Source organism: Pseudomonas syringae pv. coryli str. NCPPB 4273, assembly GCF_000972175.1.
GTDB lineage: Bacteria > Pseudomonadota > Gammaproteobacteria > Pseudomonadales > Pseudomonadaceae > Aquipseudomonas > Aquipseudomonas syringae.
On record NZ_AWQP01000019.1, the window covers coordinates 174,001 to 194,172 of the forward strand.

A 20,172-nucleotide genomic window follows, 5' to 3' on the forward strand; every position below is an offset into this window, starting at 1 on the left:
ATTGGTGCCCAGAAGAAGACTCGAACTTCCACGACCTTGCGGTCACCAGCACCTGAAGCTGGCGTGTCTACCAATTTCACCATCTGGGCAGTATCGACAGGCATCAACCTGTCGATGGCGCGCACTATACGGAGCGTCTTTTAGGCTGTAAAGCCCGGCAGTGCAAAAAAACCGAAAAAAATCGCGGACGGCGTGTTTCGGGTGTTTCAGCGGGGTCCAGGAGGCTTTTTGTCCAGTGGATTGAGCGTGAAATTTCCCGTTTCATGAGGTCTATGCCAAACTAACCCCTATATATACAAGGTGAAAACTATCTAATGGCCGATTGGCAGTCCCTCGATCCCGAGGCCGCTCGTGAAGCGGAAAAATACGAAAACCCTATTCCCAGCCGCGAGCTGATCTTGCAGCACCTTGCCGAGCGAGGTTCGCCGGCCAGTCGCGAGCAACTGGTCGAAGAGTTCGGCCTGACCACCGAAGATCAATTCGAGGCTCTGCGCCGCCGCCTTCGGGCGATGGAGCGTGATGCCCAGTTGATCTACACCCGTCGCGGCACTTATGCACCGGTAGACAAGCTTGACCTGATCCTGGGTCGCATCTCCGGGCATCGCGATGGCTTCGGCTTTCTGGTGCCGGACGACGGCTCCGACGACCTGTTCATGAGCCCGGCGCAAATGCGCCTGGTGTTCGACGGTGACCGGGCACTGGCGCGTGTTTCCGGTCTTGACCGTCGCGGCCGTCGCGAAGGCGTGATCGTCGAAGTGATCTCGCGTGCTCACGAAAGCATCGTGGGTCGCTATTTCGAAGAAAGCGGCATCGGCTTCGTGGTGCCTGATAACCCGAAAATTCAGCAGGAAGTGCTGGTGACGCCGGGTCGCAACAACGGCGCCAAGATCGGCCAGTTCGTCGAGGTGAAAATCACCCATTGGCCGACGCCGCGCTTCCAGCCGCAAGGCGACGTGATCGAAGTGGTGGGCAACTACATGGCGCCCGGCATGGAGATCGATGTCGCGCTGCGTACCTACGATATCCCGCATGTATGGCCCGAGGCAGTGCTCAAAGAGGCTGCCAAGCTCAAGCCGGAAGTCGAAGAGAAGGACAAGGAACACCGCGTCGATCTGCGCCATCTGCCGTTCGTGACCATCGACGGTGAAGATGCTCGCGACTTCGACGATGCGGTCTATTGCGAAGCCAAGCCGGGCAAGCTGCGTTTGTTCTCCGGCGGCTGGAAGCTCTACGTGGCGATTGCCGACGTATCGAGCTACGTGAAGATCGGCTCGGCGCTGGATGCCGAATCCCAGGTGCGCGGCAACTCGGTGTATTTCCCCGAGCGCGTCGTGCCCATGCTGCCTGAGCAATTGTCCAACGGCCTGTGCTCGCTGAACCCGCATGTCGATCGTCTGGCCATGGTCTGCGAGATGACCATCTCCAAGACCGGCGAGATGACTGACTATGTGTTCTACGAAGGCATCATCCACTCCCACGCTCGCCTGACCTACAACAAGGTCAGCACGATCCTTGAGCAGCCGAAAACCGCCGAGGCGAAAAGCCTGCGCGGCGAATACGGCGATGTGGTGCCGCACCTCAAACAGCTTTATGCCATGTACAAGGTATTGCTGGGCGCGCGTCATGTGCGTGGTGCGATCGATTTCGAAACTCAGGAAACCCGGATCATCTTCGGTTCCGAGCGCAAGATTGCCGAAATCCGTCCGACCACCCGTAATGATGCCCACAAGCTGATCGAGGAATGCATGCTGGCCGCCAACGTGGCCACCGCGCAGTTCCTGAAGAAGCACGAAATTCCTGCGTTGTACCGCGTCCACGATGGTCCGCCGCCAGAGCGCCTGGAAAAACTGCGTGCGTTCCTCGGCGAACTGGGTCTGACCTTGCACAAAGGCAAGGAAGGTCCGACACCGAAGGATTATCAGGCGCTGCTTGAAACCGTTCGCGACCGTCCTGACTACCACCTGATCCAGACCGTGATGCTGCGTTCGTTGAGCCAGGCGGTCTACAGCTCGGACAACAACGGTCACTTCGGTCTGAATTACGAAGCGTACACGCACTTCACGTCGCCGATCCGTCGTTATCCGGACCTGCTGACCCATCGTGCGATTCGCAGTGTCATTCGCTCCAAGCAGGATACGCCGCACGTCCGTCGTGCCGGCGCTGCCACGATTCCGAAGGCGCGCATTTACCCGTACGACGATGCGCTGCTCGACCAGTTGGGCGAACAATGCTCGATGAGCGAGCGCCGTGCCGACGAGGCTACGCGCGACGTGGTCAACTGGCTCAAGTGCGAATACATGAAAGATCGCGTCGGCGAGTCGTTCCCGGGCGTGATCACCGCGGTAACCGGCTTTGGTCTGTTCGTCGAGCTGACCGACATCTATGTCGAAGGCCTGGTCCACGTGACCGCCTTGCCGGGTGACTACTACCACTTCGATCCGCTGCACCACCGCCTTGCCGGCGAGCGTACCGGGCGTAACTTCCGCTTGGGCGACACCGTTGAAGTGCGGGTCATGCGCGTCGATCTGGACGAGCGCAAGATCGATTTCGAGATCTCCGAAGCGGCAGCGGCTGCGAAGCCAGCGGCTCGCAAGCGTCGTGGTAACGACACCGCGGCACCTGCTGCCACCACCACGGCTGAAAAGGACAAGGCGCCGGCCAAGTCCGGACGCCGTAGCGCTTTGACCAAGGAAAGCAGTCCCGAAGCGTATCGCCCGAGCGATGCCGCCGCTAAAAACGCAGAAGTGCGTAAAAGCCGCGAGCTGAAAAAAGCGCTTCTGGCAGACGCGAAGGGTGGTAGCAAGGCATCGTCGGGAAAGTCTGACAGGTCGGGCTCTGCGCCTTCATCGGGCAAGCCGGCCAGCAAACACCGTAAAGGCTCGTCAAAAACGGGCTCCGCGCCAGCTGCGAAAAGCAGTGGCGCTCGTAAACCCAAGGCCAAGTCATGAGTCAGCTGGAAAAAATCTACGGCGTTCACGCCGTAGAAGCGTTACTTCGTCATCATCCGAAACGCGTCAAGCACATCTGGCTGGCCGAGGGTCGTAACGACCCTCGCGTCCAGACGCTGGTGGCACTGGCCGCCGAGAGTCGCGTGACCATCGGGCAGGCCGAGCGCCGCGAGATGGATGCCTGGGTCGAGGGTGTGCATCAGGGCGTGGTTGCCGATGTCAGCCCGAGTCAGGTCTGGGGCGAGGCAATGCTCGACGAGCTGCTGGACCGCAGTGAAGGCTCGCCGCTGCTGTTGGTGCTGGACGGCGTGACCGATCCGCACAACCTCGGCGCCTGCCTGCGTACCGCCGATGCGGCAGGTGCGCTGGCGGTCATCGTGCCCAAGGACAAGTCCGCAACCCTGACGCCAGCCGTGCGAAAGGTCGCCTGCGGTGCCGCCGAGGTCATTCCGCTCGTGGCGGTGACCAACCTGGCGCGTACGCTGGAAAAACTGCAGCAGCGCGGATTGTGGGTGGTAGGTACTGCGGGCGAGGCCGAGGTCGAGCTGTATCAGCAGGACCTGACCGGGCCGACCATCATTATCATGGGCGCCGAAGGCAAGGGCATGCGTCGCCTGACCCGTGAGCATTGTGATTATCTGGTGCGCCTGCCGATGGCGGGCAGTGTCAGCAGTCTCAACGTGTCGGTTGCGACCGGCGTGTGTCTGTTTGAAGCGCTGCGCCAGCGCAGTGTCAAGGCTGCCGGCAAAAAGGCCTGATTTCGGCGCCTGGCCAGAGTGAGCAGGTCGCGCCATGCGATCTGCTCATTAATTCACCAATTGCCTTGCGCCTCCCTCGACCCTTCTCTACAATTGCGCCCCTTGCTGTCACGGCAGGCGCGCATGTGCCTGTCCCTGAGCAAGACCAACAGTGTCATTCACTCCTTGTCTGACCGCTATTTGAGCGGCAGGCTACAACCCGTAAGGAGCATTCATGCGTCATTACGAAATTATCTTTTTGGTCCACCCGGATCAAAGCGAGCAAGTCGGCGGCATGGTAGAGCGTTACACCAAGCTGATCGAAGAAGACGGCGGCAAAATCCACCGTCTGGAAGATTGGGGCCGTCGTCAACTGGCTTACGCAATCAACAATGTTCACAAGGCTCACTACGTGATGCTGAACGTTGAGTGCACTGGCAAGGCTCTGGCCGAGCTGGAAGACAACTTCCGTTACAACGATGCTGTGATCCGTAACCTGGTCATCCGTCGCGACGAAGCCGTAACCGGCCAGTCCGAGATGCTCAAGGCTGAAGAGAACCGCAGTGAGCGCCGTGAGCGTCGTGACCGTCCTGAGCACTCCGACAGCGCCGATGGCGATGACGGCGACAACAGCGACGTTAGCGATAACGCTGACGAGTAATCCACGGACCTTTTGAGGAGCCAATTACATGGCACGTTTCTTCCGTCGTCGTAAATTCTGCCGCTTCACCGCTGAAGACGTCAAAGAGATCGATTACAAAGATCTCAACACTCTGAAAGCCTACGTATCCGAGACCGGCAAAATCGTTCCAAGCCGTATCACTGGTACCAAAGCACGTTATCAGCGTCAGCTGGCCACCGCTATCAAGCGTGCCCGCTTCCTGGCCCTGCTGGCCTACACCGACAGCCACGGCCGCTGAGACCAGGTAGTCGACAAAACGTAACAAAGGATAGAAAGCATGCGTGCCCTGGCTGAATTCATCATGCGCGGCCGTATGCAGGCCACTCTCGTAGTGGCTGGATGTGCGGCATTGCCGCTGTTGTTCTGGTTGAGTGCTGCCGCAGGGTGCCTTGTGCTCCTGCGACGCGGGTTCAGTGATGCCGTTGGTGTCCTGTCCTGGGCTCTGCTGCCGGCTTTGGTCTGGTGGTATTTCGGTGAACCTCGTACAACCATGGTGCTGGCGGGTTCACTGAGTTTGGCAATGGTTTTGCGTGCCAGCGAGTCCTGGGTCCGTGTGCTGCTGGTCAGCGTAGCGTTGGGTGTGGTGTATGCAGTAATTCTGGGCACGGTTTTTCGCGAACCTCTGGAAGCAATGTCGCAGGAGTTGCAGAAACATCTGCCGACAATGCTGGCCGGGCTCTACGAGCAGTTGAACGTAGAAGAGCGAGCGCGTCTGGGGGCACTGATTGCACCCGTCCTGAATGGCCTGATAGCGGCTGTGCTGCAAATCGTCAGTGTGCTGTGCCTGATTCTTGGGCGGTACTGGCAAGCGATGATGTACAACCCTGGTGGTTTCGGGCGTGAATTTCGCGCCGTGAAACTCCCGCTGGTGCCTGCGTTGGTGCTGGTGGTGTGCATGCTGGTGGGGCCGAATTTCGGTCCGCAGATAGCGATGCTTACACCGCTGTGCAGCGTACCGCTGGTCTTTGCGGGGCTGGCCCTGATTCACGGACTGGTCGCTGAAAAGCGTCTGTCCAGGTTCTGGCTGGTGGGGATGTACATCACGCTGCTGGTGTTCATGCAGCTGATTTATCCGTTGCTCGTGGTAATTGCCATTGTCGACAGCCTGATTGATTTTCGCGGTCGCCGGAGCTCGAAAGATTCCGGCAATGGTCCTGCGAACGGTGAAGGTTAAAAGTTAAGAGGATTTCCACATGCAACTGATCCTTCTGGAAAAAGTCGCCAACCTGGGCAACCTGGGCGACAAAGTAAACGTTAAGGCCGGCTACGGTCGTAACTACCTGCTGCCTTACGGCAAAGCAACCGCTGCAACCGCTGCCAACGTGGCTGCGTTTGAAGAGCGTCGTGCCGAGCTGGAAAAACTGGCTGCAGACAAGAAAGCATCTGCCGAAACTCGCGCTGCCCAACTGGCTGAGCTGGAAGTGACTATCACTGCCACCGCTGGTGACGAAGGCAAGCTGTTCGGTTCGATCGGCACCCACGACATCGCTGATGCACTGACCGCCTCTGGCGTTGAAGTTGCAAAAAGCGAAGTTCGTCTGCCGAACGGCACTATCCGCAACGTTGGTGAATTCGACGTAGCCGTGCACCTGCACAGCGACGTAGAAGCAACCGTACGCGTTGTCGTAGTGGCTGCTTAAGCAACACGTAATCGTCTGGTGGCATTGTCGCCAGAGGATTAACATCGGGCACGATCCTGTTTACAGGTCGTGCCCTTTGTCTTTGTGCCATCCCCATTCTGCAAACCTCGAATTGAAGTGGCCATGAACGATATTTCCGCCCCCGAACAATACGATCTGCAAACCGCTGCCCTGAAGGTGCCGCCGCATTCCATCGAGGCCGAACAGGCCGTGCTCGGTGGTCTGATGCTGGACAACAACGCCTGGGAGCGGGTGCTCGATCAAGTGTCCGATGGTGATTTCTATCGACATGACCACCGCCTGATATTCCGCGCCATCGCCCGGTTGGCCGATCAGAACAGCCCGATCGACGTGGTCACCCTGGCTGAACAGCTGGACAAGGAAGGGCAGACCTCGCAAGTAGGCGGCCTGGGCTACCTCAGCGAGCTGGCGAAAAACACGCCTTCTGTCGCCAACATCAAGGCCTACGCGCAGATCGTCCGGGCCCGGGCCACGCTGCGGCAATTGATCGGCATCAGTACCGAAATCGCCGACAGTGCGTTCAACCCCGAAGGCCGGACCGCCGAAGAGATTCTTGACGAGGCTGAACGGCAGATCTTCCAGATCGCCGAAGCGCGCCCCAAGACCGGCGGTCCGGTCAGCGTCAACGACCTGCTGACCAAGGCCATCGACCGAATCGACACGCTGTTCAACAGCGACAACGCCATTACCGGCCTGTCGACCGGGTATACCGATCTCGATGAAAAGACCAGCGGACTGCAACCCTCCGACCTGATCATCGTTGCCGGACGTCCGTCGATGGGTAAGACCACCTTCGCCATGAACCTGGTCGAGAACGCGGTGCTGCGCAGTGACAAGGTTGTACTGGTCTACTCGCTGGAGATGCCAGGCGAATCGCTGATCATGCGTATGTTGTCTTCGCTGGGGCGCATTGATCAGACCAAGGTGCGGGCCGGCCAGCTTGATGACGATGACTGGCCGCGTCTGACATCGGCGGTCAACCTGCTCAATGACCGCAAGCTGTTCATCGACGATACGGCCGGTATCAGCCCCTCCGAAATGCGTGCGCGGACGCGGCGGATCGTGCGTGAGCATGGCGACATCGCCATGATCATGATCGACTACCTGCAGCTGATGCAGATCCCTGGTTCCAGCGGTGACAACCGTACCAACGAGATTTCCGAGATCTCGCGCTCATTGAAAGCACTGGCCAAGGAATTCAACTGCCCGGTGATTGCCCTGTCGCAGCTCAACCGCTCCCTTGAGCAGCGTCCCAACAAGCGCCCGATCAACTCCGACCTCCGGGAATCCGGAGCGATCGAGCAGGACGCCGACGTCATCATGTTCGTCTACCGGGACGAGGTGTACCACCCGGAAACCGAGCACAAGGGCATTGCCGAGATCATCATCGGCAAGCAGCGTAACGGCCCCATCGGTACCACGCGTCTGGCGTTCATCGGCAAATACACGCGCTTCGAGAACCTGGCGCCGGGCAGTTACAACTTTGACGACGATTGATTTTGCCGCCCGATGCTGTTGCCGTTTCATCACCGCTCTTGCTGAGACGGTAGCAGCATCTATCAGTGCGTATCCCCGATCCGGTGTGGATACCATGCCCCAGTGTCCTGATTTTTTGCCAGTAGCAAGCGGATTTTACCTCTACCTTTGGCGCCGGCGACCCCGGTAAGATCCAGGGAGATTTCGTCGTTTATCTTGTGTGCTGATGCGCCCCTTGAGCCTCGCTCATTGTAACTGTCGATCGCTTTGGTGACGGCTGATCTCAGATCATCCTGGCTATATTTATTTTGGGCAGTCTCGAATACGGCGGATTCAAAAAAGTCGCCGATAGCAACGTTAGCGAATGTTGTCGCTCGGTTCTTTTTTACTGGGGTATCAGGGCTGGGGGCTGCAGGCGTGTATGTACTTGTTCCTGCAAAGCTGCGATAAAACTCTTTTTCTGCAGTAGATGCGGTGGGTTCTGACGTCTCAGGAAAAGATGTCCGGCCGCTCAAGTTGCTCACATTGCTGAAGTTGCTCACATTACTCACATTGCTCTCGCGGCGTGACGTATCGCGATCCTTTGCGGCCCTAAGCTCCATGCGGATGAGGTTTTTTGAATGGCTTAAGAATTCAGGCGATGCGCTTTGTGCTCTGAAAAAGTCTTGCTGGCCTGGTCTGGTGAGGTAATACGCATATATCGATCCAGTCATGCCGTCGTGCCGAAGATATACATCCCTGGTTCTCGCGTTGATGCTGCTCATGAAGCCGCCAAGTTCTTTAATCTCTTCGGTGTCAAGCCCAAACTCACTGGCCGCACTGTCAAGAAAATCACTATAGGCCTTTAGTTTGGCGTTTTTCCGTGCCCGCGAGCTGCGGGCTAGAAGTACCCATGTGGCGAGTCCCATAAGGACTATCCCAATAGCAATGTTTGTGGAAATGAGCGTCATGCCGTCAAAATTAATGCTCTGGCCACCCTCTGGGTCGACTCTGCTGACGGGGTTGTTTCTGGTCATTCGGTAAAGGTTCAGCCCCTCTACATCGCCTAGCGCGTCTGCACTCATCCAGCGCATCAACCAAGGCGCGTAATACCTCACGCCGTAGTAATAAAGACCCGTGCTGTCCCGCTCCTTGCCAGAGTAGCGGACGACTTTATAAGACGCTTCAACAGCCGAGCGCGCAGCCCACCATGCGGTCCCTCCGAACGGGTAATACCCTTCATGGCTGATCAGCTTTGCCTGGGCGTCCAGCTCAAGTGTGCTCGAGCCCAGGTGGTCACCGATGCTGTAGCGGAACTGATTGTTGTCTATCGCATCCGGTTTGCCCTCTAGCCAGTGCAGGCAGCGCACGTTAGTCCGTCCGGCGTACACTGTGATGACTTCCAGTCGCTCGCCGGTTGCACTGTTTGTACGGATTTCCAGGCCTGGCAAATAGCGCACGTCGCATTGGTGCTGGAATGTCCGGGTCATGGCCTTCGCTGTTTTACGCAGGCGCTGGCCGCTAGCGTCGTAAGCGTAGTGTTCGCCGTCGTCTGGTTGCTCGGAACGAGTAACGGCATCCGCCTTGATCAGGCGGTTTCCCGAGTCCCAGTGCAGCGCTCGTCCCGCAACCAGCGCTTGCTGATTGCCATTGGCGTCGAATTGTTTATCGAAGTCTGGTGGCGCGTCACCCTCGCTCCAGGGCAAGGCCCGGTTGCTTTGGGTATCGACGATCATGTGGCGTGTATACGCTTGCGCACCCTTGTGAATGAGCTTTAAGAGATTGCCTGCATCGTCGTAGGAATAACGTTGGGTGTAATTGAGTAGCTGACTTTCATCCACTGGGAGCCGGGCGAGCTCCGGTAATTCAGGGCGAATCCCCGCCAGGGCGGTTTCGCGACCGCTGGCCCTGATTAACTGGTAAAGGCTGTCATATTCGTATTCATTGACGGCATCAATGCGCTGGCCTGAACAGTGGCGTGCAGGCTGTGCCTCGTCCCGAATCCTGGTTACATTCCCCACTGGATCGTAGTCGTACAGCAGGTGCTGCAGTTGCTTGACTCCCGGACGGTAGGTGATTAGCTCAGCCATGCGACCATCGGCAGGATCAAAGCTTACGCGGCTGATGACTCCGTTACCGGCTGTTTGCGACTCGATACGGCCATGCGCGTCGTACATCAATCCATGCAGCAGTACCTGATCGCTCCCGTTCATCAGCTTCAGGCGGTTAGCCTTCAACTGGCCCGATACGTCATAGGCCGATGTATGACGATTGCCTGATGCATCGGTTTGATCAAGTACCTCGCCCATAGCGTTGAAGCGTGCTTTGCTTGAGAAGCCAGGGCCGGGCTCCAGCAACAATTCTTGATGCAGAGCGTCTGCAGGCCAGTTCGGTAGGTCGTTCGTCCGGAGAAAGCGTCGTGTCTGCTGGAGAATCTGCCCTGATACGCCACAGGCATCGATAAAATCGCTACCCGATCCGTCGTAAGTCTGAATCAGGCGGCCGCAGACATTGTTGGCAGCGGCCAGCTCTGAACTATCGGCATATGAGAAACGTTCTGATGTTCGGCAGGGCTGGCCCCGGGGCTTTTCGTTGATCGCCAAGGGGCGAAGCAGTTCGTCGTAACGGTTTGTCCAGTGGGTACCGCGTGCGTCATGGTGTTCCAGCAACTGACCCGCCTCGCCATAGAGGGAAACCTGGCAGCCTGCGTCGACACTGTTTACCGCCAAGGGCGCGCCGGTGAGGCTGAATACCGTGCTCAGGTTCGGGCGAGTGAGTGGCTCGGTGGTCAATTGCCTGAATAGCCTGGCGTCCCATCTGGCGACGGGTCTTGCCGCTGCATCATACTGCTGGCGTTCCGGGCGCGCCTGCGAACTATCACCCGGTGTGCCGCGGTAATAACTCACACTGCGGATTGGCAGCCTCCGGCTATCAGTCACTATCAGCGTGGGTGTATGTCGGTGCAGGGCATCAGCCATGGTCGTAGATTTCCATCAGAGCGCGGAATCAGGGTATTCCGACTCGACAAGTCGCGGTACTGTCATAAATAGCAGTGGGGCGTGCCAGGCGAATGATCTTGCTATTCCGACCATTGCCGTCGGACTTGATCAAAAAACGTGCTATATTCCGCGCCCGCGATTTTTCCAACGTGCAAACGTAGGTCCTGAACATGCAATCAGCCAAGCCGTTATTTGACTATCCCAAGTACTGGGCCGAATGTTTCGGACCAGCACCTTTCCTGCCCATGAGCCGGGAAGAAATGGATCTGCTTGGCTGGGATTCCTGCGACATCATTATCGTGACCGGTGATGCGTACGTGGATCACCCGTCTTTCGGCATGGCGATCATCGGTCGTCTGCTCGAGTCCCAGGGCTTTCGGGTCGGGATCATCGCGCAGCCCAACTGGCAGTCCAAAGACGACTTCATGAAGCTTGGCGAGCCGAATCTGTTTTTCGGTGTCGCGGCCGGTAACATGGACTCGATGATCAACCGCTATACCGCGGACAAGAAGATTCGCTCCGATGACGCCTATACCCCGGGCGGCATGGCCGGCAAGCGTCCGGACCGCGCAAGTCTGGTCTACAGCCAGCGCTGCAAGGAAGCCTACAAGCATGTGCCGATCGTGCTGGGTGGCATCGAAGCTTCGTTGCGCCGCATCGCGCACTATGACTACTGGCAGGACAAGGTTCGCAACTCGATCCTGATCGACGCCTGCGCCGACATCCTGCTGTACGGCAACGCCGAGCGCGCGATTGTCGAAGTCGCCCAGCGTCTGTCCTATGGTCACAAGATCGAAGACATCACCGACGTGCGCGGTACGGCGTTCATTCGTCGTGACACGCCGCAGGGCTGGTATGAGGTCGATTCCACGCGTATCGACCGTCCGGGCAAGGTCGACAAGATCATCAACCCGTACGTCAACACCCAGGACACGCAGGCCTGCGCCATCGAGCAGGAAAAAGGCAACGTCGAGGACCCCAACGAAGCCAAGGTGGTGCAGATTCTTGCCAGCCCGCGCATGACCCGTGACAAGACGGTCATCCGCCTGCCATCGGTGGAGAAGGTCCGTAACGACGCTGTGCTGTATGCCCACGCCAACCGCGTGTTGCACCTGGAAACCAACCCGGGCAACGCTCGCGCGCTGGTGCAGAAGCATGGCGAGGTGGACGTCTGGTTCAACCCGCCGCCCATTCCGATGACCACTGAAGAAATGGACTACGTGTTCGGCATGCCTTACGCGCGCGTCCCGCATCCTGCGTACGGCAAGGAAAAGATCCCTGCCTACGACATGATTCGCTTCTCGGTGAACATCATGCGTGGCTGCTTCGGTGGCTGCACCTTCTGCTCGATTACCGAGCACGAAGGGCGGATCATTCAGAACCGCTCAGAAGAGTCGATCATTCGCGAAATCGAAGAGATCCGCGACAAGGTGCCGGGCTTTACCGGGGTCATTTCCGACCTGGGCGGGCCGACCGCGAACATGTATCGCATCGCCTGCAAAAGCCCGGAGATCGAGTCGGCCTGCCGCAAGCCGTCCTGCGTATTCCCCGGCATCTGCCCGAACCTGAATACCGATCACTCGTCGCTGATTCAGCTGTATCGCAGCGCGCGCGCCTTGCCGGGCGTGAAAAAGATCCTGATCGCCTCCGGCCTGCGCTATGACCTCGCGGTCGAGTCGCCGGAGTACGTCAAGGAACTGGTCACGCACCACGTAGGTGGTTACCTGAAGATCGCCCCGGAACACACCGAGGAAGGTCCGCTCAACCAGATGATGAAGCCGGGCATTGGCAGCTATGACAAGTTCAAGCGCATGTTCGAGAAGTACACCAAGGAAGCCGGCAAGGAGCAGTACCTGATTCCTTACTTCATCGCCGCCCACCCTGGCACCACCGATGAAGACATGATGAACCTGGCGCTGTGGCTCAAGGGCAATGGTTTCCGCGCGGATCAGGTGCAGGCGTTCTACCCGTCGCCGATGGCTACGGCCACGGCCATGTATCATTCGGGCAAGAACCCGTTGCGCAAGGTCACCTACAAGAGCGATGCGGTCACCATCGTGAAGAGCGAAGCGCAGCGTCGTCTGCACAAGGCTTTCCTGCGCTATCACGACCCGAAAGGCTGGCCGATGCTGCGTGAGGCGCTGGAGCGCATGGGCCGTACCGATCTGATCGGGCCGGGCAAGGATCAACTGATCCCGTTGCATCAGCCGGCTACTGACAGCTACCAGAGTGCGCGCCGCAAGAACTCGACACCGGCGGGCAGCCACAAGGTTGCGAAAAATGCCAAGACCACGCTGATCCAGACCCAGCACACCGGCCTGCCGCCACGCGGAAGCGATGGCAGCAAGCCGTGGGACAAGCGCGAAGAGGCCAAGGCTGCCGCCATGGCGCGCAACAAGCAGGCTGCCAAGGAGCGCATGGATGCAGCCAAAGGCAAAGGCACCAAACCGCCCAAGCGCAAGCCAGTGGTGCCACGCTAACGCTCAGCGATAGCGCCGCCTGCTCGTAGAGGGGCGGACGCAGAGCGTCCAGAACGGCATGTTGACGCGGAGCGTCGCACGATAGTTGAGATCATCGTTCCTCACGCTCCAGCGTGGGAATGCCGTTCGTGACGCTCCGCGTCACACCACTCCTGCCGCGCCGCTCTCTCCATCAACGCCACACGCCCACGCCGCTCACAATTCTTCACCTCCCATTCGATCCCTCTGCCACACTGTCTGCCTTATTACTGTGCGACCCTTGCACCGTTGGCTTCGGCTGGCACGATTTTGGTGCTGCGCCTGTCCAGGCGGGGAATGCCACTCTCGTTGGCGCACGACTTTGACCGGATGGCATAAGTCTTGCGCGGCTCAATTACCGTTCAGGCTCGCAGGAGGCACGCCGTGTCGATTCATATTGCCTTGCACCATGTCACGCATTATCGCTACGACCGCGCGGTCGAACTGGGTCCTCAGATCGTTCGCCTGCGCCCGGCCGCCCATAGCCGCACACGCGTGCTGTCGTATTCGCTGAAAGTCCTGCCTGAAAACCACTTCATCAACTGGCAGCAGGACCCTCAAGGCAATTACCTCGCGCGTCTGGTCTTTCCGGAAAAGACCGATGAATTCCGCGTCGAAGTCGATCTGGTCGCCGAGATGGCGGTGTTCAATCCGTTCGACTTCTTCCTCGAACCTTACGCCGAGAACATCTCGTTCACCTACGCCAGCGAAGAGCAGCGCGAGCTGGCGCCGTACCTCGAAAAACTGCCGCTGACCCCGAGGTTTCAGGCGTATCTGGACAGCATCAGCCGCGAGTCGATTCCTGCCATCGACTTTCTGGTCGGCCTCAACCAGCGCCTGAGCCAGGACGTCGCTTACCTGATCCGCATGGAACCGGGCGTTCAGACCCCGGAATTCACCCTGGAAAACGCATCGGGTTCGTGCCGTGACTCCGCGTGGCTGCTGGTGCAGCTGCTGCGTCATCTGGGCATGGCGGCGCGTTTCGTGTCGGGCTACCTCATTCAGCTCAAGGCCGATGTCGAGGCGCTCGACGGGCCGTCGGGTACGGATGTCGACTTCACCGACCTGCACGCCTGGTGCGAGGTCTATCTGCCGGGCGCGGGCTGGGTCGGGCTGGATGCCACTTCCGGTCTGTTCGCTGGCGAAGGACACATTCCTCTGGCGTGCAGCCCCGAGCCTTCCTCGGCAGCGCCGATCAGTGGACTGGTCGAGCCGTGCGAAACCGATTTCAGCCACGAAATGTCGGTCGAGCGCATCTGGGAGGCGCCACGCGTCACCAAGCCTTACACCGAAGCGCAATGGCAGGACATTCAGGCGCTTGGCCGACAGATCGACGCCGATCTGCTGCGCGATGATGTGCGGTTGACCATGGGCGGCGAGCCGACCTTCGTGTCCATCGACGACCGCGATGGCGCCGAATGGAACACCGCTGCGCTGGGGCCGCGCAAGCGTGAGCTGTCCGCCGAGCTGTTCCAGCGCATGCGCGGGCATTACGCGCCGCTGGGCATCGTGCATTTCGGGCAAGGCAAATGGTATCCGGGTGAGCAGTTGCCGCGCTGGTCGCTGAACTGCTTCTGGCGCAAGGACGGCCAGGCGGTGTGGCGCAATAACGCGCTGATCGCCGATGAAACCCGTGACTACGGCGCTACCGGCGAACTGGCGGGGCGTTTTCTTGCCAGTGTTGCCGAGCGGCTGAAGCTGCCGGCGCGCTTCGTTTTCCCGGCTTACGAAGACAATTTCTACTACTTGTGGCGCGAAGGTGCGTTGCCGGTCAACGTCACGGCCGAAGATTCGCGACTTGGCGATGAGCTGGAGCGTGCCCGTCTGCGCAAGGTCTTTGCCCAGGGGCTGGACAAGATGATCGGTCAGGTCCTGCCGCTGGCTCGCAACGCGGACGGTGACAGCTGGCAGAGTGGCCGCTGGTACCTGCGTGACGAGCATTGCCGCTTGGTGCCGGGGGATTCTGCGCTGGGCTATCGATTGCCGCTGGCGTCGCAGCCTTGGGTCAAGGCTGCGGAATACCCGTTCATTCACCCGACCGACCATAACCAGGACTTTCCCGAACTGGCCGACAGCGACTCGTTGGCCTCGGCGCTCAAGTCCACAGACACGGACGCCGAGCGCGCGCCGAAGATCGATGAATCGGCCGAGTGGCTGACCCGCACGGCGTTGTGTGCCGAAGCGCGCGAAGGGCGGCTGTACCTGTTCATGCCGCCGCTGCAAAAGCTTGAGGAATACCTTGAACTGGTGGCCGTGATCGAAGCGACCGCCGAAGAGCTGCAGTGCCCGGTCCTGCTGGAAGGCTACGAGCCGCCAAGCGATCCGCGGCTGTGCAATTTCCGGATCACCCCGGACCCTGGTGTGATTGAGGTCAACGTGCAGCCTTCGGCGAGCTGGGACGAGCTGGTTGAGCGTACCGAGTTTCTCTATGAACAGGCGCGCCTCACGCGTCTGACCACTGAGAAATTCATGATCGACGGCCGTCACACCGGCACCGGCGGGGGCAACCATTTCGTGCTGGGCGGCGCGACGCCGGCGGATTCGCCATTTCTGCGGCGTCCGGACCTGCTGCGCAGCCTGATCGGCTACTGGCACAACCATCCTTCGCTGTCGTACCTGTTTTCCGGCCTGTTCATCGGCCCGACGTCTCAGGCACCGCGCATCGACGAGGCGCGCAACGACTCGCTCTACGAGATGGAAATCGCTTTTGCGCAGATGCCGGCGCCGGGTGAGGAGGTTGCGCCGTGGGTGGTTGACCGTCTGCTGCGTAACCTGCTGATCGACGTCACCGGCAATACCCACCGTGCCGAGTTCTGCATCGACAAGCTTTACTCGCCCGATGGCGCGACCGGACGTCTGGGGCTGCTGGAGCTGCGTGCGTTCGAGATGCCGCCGCATGCGCGCATGAGCCTGGCGCAGCAGTTGCTGCTGCGCGCGCTGGTGGCGCGCTTCTGGCGTGAACCCTACGCACCCACGAAGCTGGCGCGCTGGGGCACGCAACTGCATGACCGCTTCATGCTGCCGCACTTCATCGAGCAGGATTTTGCCGATGTGGTCGCCGACCTCAACGCGGCAGGCTACCCGGTGCAGGCCGACTGGTTCTCTGCGCACCTGGAATTCCGCTTTCCGAAAGTGGGCGATTACGCCGTCAACGGTATCGAACTGGAACTGCGTCAGGCGCTTGAGCCTTGGCATGTGCTGGGTGAAGAGGGCTCGGCTGGTGGCGCGGTACGCTACGTCGATTCATCGCTGGAGCGTCTGCAAGTGCATGTCAGCGGGCTACCGCCGCAGCGCTACGTGCTGACCTGTAACGGTGTGGCAGTGCCTCTGCAGCCGACCGGACGGGCCGGTGAGTTCGTTGCCGGGGTGCGTTATCGCGCCTGGCAGCCGGCCAACTGCCTGCAACCGACCATCGGCGTGCATGCGCCGCTGGTTTTCGATCTGCTCGACACCTGGATGCATCGCTCGCTGGGCGGCTGCGAGTATCATGTCGCCCATCCGGGCGGCCGTAACTACGAAACCTTGCCGGTCAACGCCAACGAAGCGGAAAGCCGTCGCCTGTCACGTTTCTTCCGCATCGGCCATACCCCCGGCAAACTGGACGTTCCGTCGCTCAACATTAACGACGAGCTGCCGATGACGCTGGATATGCGTCTGCATTAAAAAACAGTGGCTCTGTGCGTCAGATGCACACGGACGTGACATCTGACTGCACTAATCTGAAGTCCTTACGTTGCCTGCCGAGCCTTCCATGCCCGACCTGCTTGACCACTACCCGCTGTCCGAGGGTACTTACCACGAAATGCTCGACGCCGACGGAGCCGTTCGCCCGCACTGGCGTCGTCTGTACGAGCACATGCGGCGCAGCAGCGCTGCGCAACTGATCCAGCGTCAAGCCCTGCTGACCCGGCAGATTCAGGAAAACGGTGTCACCTACAACGTGTATGCCGACCCCAAGGGCGCTGACCGCCCGTGGGAGCTGGACCTGTTGCCGCACATCATTGCAGCGGATGAATGGCAGCACGTGGCGGCAGGGATTGCCCAGCGTGCGCGGCTGCTAAACGCAGTGCTCGCGGACCTTTACGGCCCGCAGACGCTGATCGCCAATGGCCTGTTGCCCGCCGAACTGGTGTTTGGCCACAACAACTTTCTCTGGCCATGTCAGGGCGTCAAGCCCCCTGAAGACACGTTCCTGCACATGTACGCCGTCGACCTGGCGCGCACCCCGGACGGGCGCTGGTGGGTCACTGCCGACCGTACCCAGGCGCCTTCGGGTGCCGGTTATGCACTGGAAAACCGACAAAGCGTCGCGCGCGCCCTGCCGGAAACCTATCGCGACCTGCAGGTCCGGCACCTGTCGGGTTTCTTCGACGCGTTGCAGCAAACACTGGCCCGTCAGGCGCCAACCAGCAACGAGGCGCCGCTGATCGTCCTGCTGACGCCGGGCCGTTTCAACGAAAGCTACTTCGAACACTTGTACCTGGCGCGGCAACTGGGCTATCCGCTGGTCGAGGGGGGCGATCTGACGGTGCGCGATGCCACTGTCTACCTGAAAACCCTCAGCGGCTTGCGTCGGGTTCACGCCATCATGCGCCGTCTGGACGATGACTTCTGCGACCCTCTGGAATTGCGTACCGACTCTGCGCTGGGTGTGCCGGGGCTGCTTGAGGCGGTGCGTCAGGGCAATGTGCTGGTCGCCAACGCGTTGGGCAGTGGTGTGCTGGAGTCGCCGGGGCTGTTGGGCTTTTTGCCGAAAATCAGTCAGTACCTGTTCGGCGAGGATCTGATCCTGCCCTCGGTGGCGACCTGGTGGTGTGGAGAGCCGCCAGTGCTGGCCCAGGCGCTGGAAAAACTGCCGGATCTGTTGATCAAGCCGGCGTTCCCCTCACAACACTTCGCGCCGGTGTTCGGCCGTGATCTGAATGAGGAACAGCGCCTCGCACTTGCCCAGCGCATGCAGTCGCGGCCCTATGCCTATGTCGCTCAGGAACTGGCGCAATTGTCCCATGCTCCGGTGCTGCAGGCCGATGGCACAGGTTTGCAGCCGCGCGCCATCGGCATGCGGGTGTATGCAGTGGCCAGCCTTGATGGCTATCGTGTGCTGCCGGGCGGCCTGACCCGAGTGGCCGCTGAAGCCGACGCCGACGTGGTATCGATGCAGCGTGGCGGGGCGAGCAAAGACACCTGGGTGCTGGGCGAGCGCTCGCACCTCGGCGAACCGTGGAAGGGCCAGCGTAAGCTGGGTGTCTACGACTTGATCCGTCGTGACCCTTATCTGCCGTCACGGGTGGTGGAAAACCTGTTCTGGTTCGGACGTTACTGCGAGCGCTGTGACGACAGTGCGCGCCTGCTGCGCATCATGCTGACGCGCTACGTCGACGATGATGACCCTCTCGCGCTGCAAGCCGCCGTTGCGCTGGCCGAGAGCCTGGGCATGCTGCCCGAGGCGCAGGAGGGCGAAGAGCTGAAGGATCGCCTGCTTGTCGCGCTGATGGGCGACGAGTGGCCGTTCAGCCTTCGGGCCAATTTGCAGCGCCTGCAATGGGCCGCTTCGCAAGTGCGTGGCAAGTTATCCAAGGAAAACTGGCAGGCGCTGGTCGAGTTGCAGCGCGAAGCCTTGAGCCTGGAAAGCGAAGAGCCGGATTTCGGCGAGCTGCTGGATTTTCTCAACCGTCTGGTGATGTCGCTGGCGGCGCTGTCCGGTTTTGCGCTGGACGACATGACCCGCGATGAAGGCTGGAGCTTCCTGATGATCGGGCGACGGATCGAGCGCCTGAAGTTTCTCAGCACCAGTCTGTCGGCGTTTTTGCGCGGGCTGGTGGTTTTCGAGCGGGCCGGGCTGGAGTGGTTGCTGGAGCTGGGCAACAGCAGTATCACCTATCGCTCGCGCTACATGGCCGTGCCGCACCTGATTCCGGTGCTCGACCTGTTGCTGCTCGACGAGCAGAACCCGCATGCGGTGCTGTTTCAGCTCAAGCTGGTGCAGCGCTCGTTGCGCCGCCTGAACGACGAGTTCGATGCGCCACGCGACAGCAGCCTGTCGGTGTTGGCGCAGCGTCTTGCCGCGTTCGACCTGGGCAGCCTGGAGAATCCTTTGTTTGGCCAGAGCAGTATCGATGCCGTACTCGACGGGCTGGCGGACTTGCTGCAGAGCATTGGCGACAGCAGTGGCCTGGCGTCCGATCGCCTGGCGTTGCGCCATTTTGCCCACGTCGATGATGTCAGCCAACGCACGGTGTCTGTCTGATGAGCGCTTCCTACCAGATTTTCCATGACACGCATTACAAGTACGACAGCCCGGTTTCGCTGGCCCAGCAACTGGCGCACCTGTGGCCGCGCAGCAGTCCCTGGCAGCGTTGCACCGAGCAGGCGCTGGAGATTCTTCCTGAACCCACTACGCGTCGCGATGAGCTGGATGTGTTCGGTAACCCGCTGACCCGTCTGGCCTTCGAGCGTCCGCACGATGAGTTGCAGGTCAATGCGCGGTTGCGTATCGAGGTCATGGAGAAGCCGTTTCTGGATTTCAATCTGTCGCCGGAATGGGAAGTGACCCGCAGTGCGCTGACGTACAGCGCCAAGCCGATGACCGAGGACATTCTGGAGGCCTGCCGCTACCGCTTCGAATCTCCCTACGTTCACCTGAAGCGCTCGTTCGTCGAGTTCTCGCAGGTCTGTTTCCCACCGGGCCGCCCGTTATTGCTATGCGTACAGGCGTTGATGGAAAAGATTTTCGAGGAATTCACCTTCGATGAAGAGGCCACTCAGGTCGCTACGCCGCTGGTGGAGGTGCTGGAGCGGCGGCGGGGCGTGTGTCAGGACTTCGCCCATTTGATGCTGGCGTGTCTGCGCTCCCGTGGCCTGGCCGCGCGCTATGTGAGCGGCTATCTGCTCACCCAGCCGCCACCGGGCCAGCCCCGGCTGATCGGTGCCGATGCCTCGCACGCCTGGGTCTCGGTATTCTGCCCGGCCTCTGGCTGGGTCGACTTCGACCCCACCAACAATGTGCAGCCTGCGCTGGAGCACATCAGCCTGGCCTGGGGACGCGATTTCTCTGATGTCTCACCGTTGCGCGGCGTGATTCTGGGCGGCGGCACACATGACCCTGAGGTGCGGGTGACGGTGATGCCGGTCAGCGGCTAATTACCGGGTCCCGTGAATCGTTCTTCAAAAGGGCGCTCTGTCGCGAGCGTCC

At 60.1% G+C, this 20,172-nt stretch carries 12 protein-coding genes and 1 tRNA gene; 11 read left to right on the forward strand and 2 right to left on the reverse strand.

Going from position 1 to position 20,172, the window contains the following annotated elements; translation table 11 throughout:
• Positions 1-2 precede the first annotated feature (2 nt).
• Positions 3-89, reverse strand: a tRNA-Leu gene (locus tag P406_RS09820).
• A 225-nt stretch (positions 90-314) separates the two neighbouring features.
• On the opposite strand from P406_RS09820, the gene rnr reads away from it, so the two are divergent.
• The 7 genes from rnr (at position 315) to dnaB (ending at position 7,525) form a co-directional block, all read left to right on the forward strand.
• On the forward strand, positions 315-2,948 hold the full coding sequence (gene rnr, locus P406_RS09825; RefSeq protein ID WP_046236076.1) for a ribonuclease R: 2,634 nt from the start codon (positions 315-317) through the stop codon (positions 2,946-2,948).
• On the forward strand, positions 2,945-3,706 hold the full coding sequence (rlmB, locus tag P406_RS09830) for a 23S rRNA (guanosine(2251)-2'-O)-methyltransferase RlmB (protein WP_046236077.1): 762 nt from the start codon (positions 2,945-2,947) through the stop codon (positions 3,704-3,706). The genes rnr and rlmB overlap by 4 nt, the downstream gene beginning before the upstream one ends.
• A 214-nt stretch (positions 3,707-3,920) precedes the next feature.
• Complete coding sequence (rpsF, locus tag P406_RS09835; RefSeq protein ID WP_002551828.1) at positions 3,921-4,346, forward strand: 30S ribosomal protein S6; 426 nt, start codon at positions 3,921-3,923, stop codon at positions 4,344-4,346.
• 28 nt (positions 4,347-4,374) lie between these two features.
• On the forward strand, positions 4,375-4,605 hold the full coding sequence (gene rpsR / locus P406_RS09840; RefSeq protein WP_002551829.1) for a 30S ribosomal protein S18: 231 nt from the start codon (positions 4,375-4,377) through the stop codon (positions 4,603-4,605).
• A 39-nt stretch (positions 4,606-4,644) separates the two neighbouring features.
• Complete coding sequence (locus P406_RS09845) at positions 4,645-5,541, forward strand: YybS family protein (RefSeq protein ID WP_046236078.1); 897 nt, start codon at positions 4,645-4,647, stop codon at positions 5,539-5,541.
• Between the two features lie 19 nt (positions 5,542-5,560).
• Entirely contained in the window at positions 5,561-6,007 is a 447-nt protein-coding gene (rplI, locus tag P406_RS09850; protein ID WP_003317208.1) for a 50S ribosomal protein L9, read from the forward strand.
• Between the two features lie 123 nt (positions 6,008-6,130).
• Positions 6,131-7,525, forward strand: coding sequence for a replicative DNA helicase (gene dnaB / locus P406_RS09855; RefSeq protein WP_003317209.1), 1,395 nt, complete (start codon positions 6,131-6,133; stop codon positions 7,523-7,525).
• A 62-nt stretch (positions 7,526-7,587) separates the two neighbouring features.
• Here the strand turns inward: dnaB and P406_RS09860 are convergent, their stop codons facing one another.
• A complete protein-coding gene (locus P406_RS09860) occupies positions 7,588-10,461 on the reverse strand; it encodes an RHS repeat-associated core domain-containing protein (RefSeq protein WP_046236079.1) in 2,874 nt (957 codons plus the stop codon).
• 191 nt (positions 10,462-10,652) lie between these two features.
• Here P406_RS09860 and P406_RS09865 point away from each other — a divergent pair, with 191 nt between their 5' ends.
• From P406_RS09865 to P406_RS09880, 4 genes are all read left to right on the forward strand, one after another.
• A complete protein-coding gene (locus P406_RS09865; protein WP_046236080.1) occupies positions 10,653-12,962 on the forward strand; it encodes a YgiQ family radical SAM protein in 2,310 nt (769 codons plus the stop codon).
• A 402-nt stretch (positions 12,963-13,364) separates the two neighbouring features.
• Positions 13,365-16,643 carry a transglutaminase family protein gene (locus P406_RS09870; RefSeq protein WP_046236081.1) on the forward strand — a complete coding sequence of 1,093 codons (3,279 nt, stop codon included), beginning with the start codon at positions 13,365-13,367 and terminating at the stop codon, positions 16,641-16,643.
• 88 nt (positions 16,644-16,731) lie between these two features.
• Positions 16,732-19,227 carry a circularly permuted type 2 ATP-grasp protein gene (locus tag P406_RS09875; protein ID WP_003414488.1) on the forward strand — a complete coding sequence of 832 codons (2,496 nt, stop codon included), beginning with the start codon at positions 16,732-16,734 and terminating at the stop codon, positions 19,225-19,227.
• The gene (locus P406_RS09880; protein WP_046236082.1) at positions 19,227-20,120 is read left to right on the forward strand and encodes a transglutaminase family protein; all 894 of its coding nucleotides are present in this window, start codon (positions 19,227-19,229) and stop codon (positions 20,118-20,120) included. The genes P406_RS09875 and P406_RS09880 overlap by 1 nt, the downstream gene beginning before the upstream one ends.
• The last annotated feature ends 52 nt before the right edge of the window (positions 20,121-20,172 follow it).

Bases quoted from the DNA above. Each gene is read 5' to 3' on its own strand.
- P406_RS09865 (WP_046236080.1), top strand. From the start codon at position 10,653: ATGCAATCAGCCAAGCCGTTATTTGACTATCCCAAGTACTGGGCCGAA.
- P406_RS09880 (WP_046236082.1), top strand. From the start codon at position 19,227: ATGAGCGCTTCCTACCAGATTTTCCATGACACGCATTACAAGTACGAC.
- rnr (WP_046236076.1), top strand. From the start codon at position 315: ATGGCCGATTGGCAGTCCCTCGATCCCGAGGCCGCTCGTGAAGCGGAA.
- dnaB (WP_003317209.1), top strand. From the start codon at position 6,131: ATGAACGATATTTCCGCCCCCGAACAATACGATCTGCAAACCGCTGCC.
- P406_RS09845 (WP_046236078.1), top strand. From the start codon at position 4,645: ATGCGTGCCCTGGCTGAATTCATCATGCGCGGCCGTATGCAGGCCACT.
- rplI (WP_003317208.1), top strand. From the start codon at position 5,561: ATGCAACTGATCCTTCTGGAAAAAGTCGCCAACCTGGGCAACCTGGGC.
- rpsR (WP_002551829.1), top strand. From the start codon at position 4,375: ATGGCACGTTTCTTCCGTCGTCGTAAATTCTGCCGCTTCACCGCTGAA.
- P406_RS09875 (WP_003414488.1), top strand. From the start codon at position 16,732: ATGCCCGACCTGCTTGACCACTACCCGCTGTCCGAGGGTACTTACCAC.
- rpsF (WP_002551828.1), top strand. From the start codon at position 3,921: ATGCGTCATTACGAAATTATCTTTTTGGTCCACCCGGATCAAAGCGAG.
- rlmB (WP_046236077.1), top strand. From the start codon at position 2,945: ATGAGTCAGCTGGAAAAAATCTACGGCGTTCACGCCGTAGAAGCGTTA.
- P406_RS09860 (WP_046236079.1), bottom strand. From the start codon at position 10,461: ATGGCTGATGCCCTGCACCGACATACACCCACGCTGATAGTGACTGAT.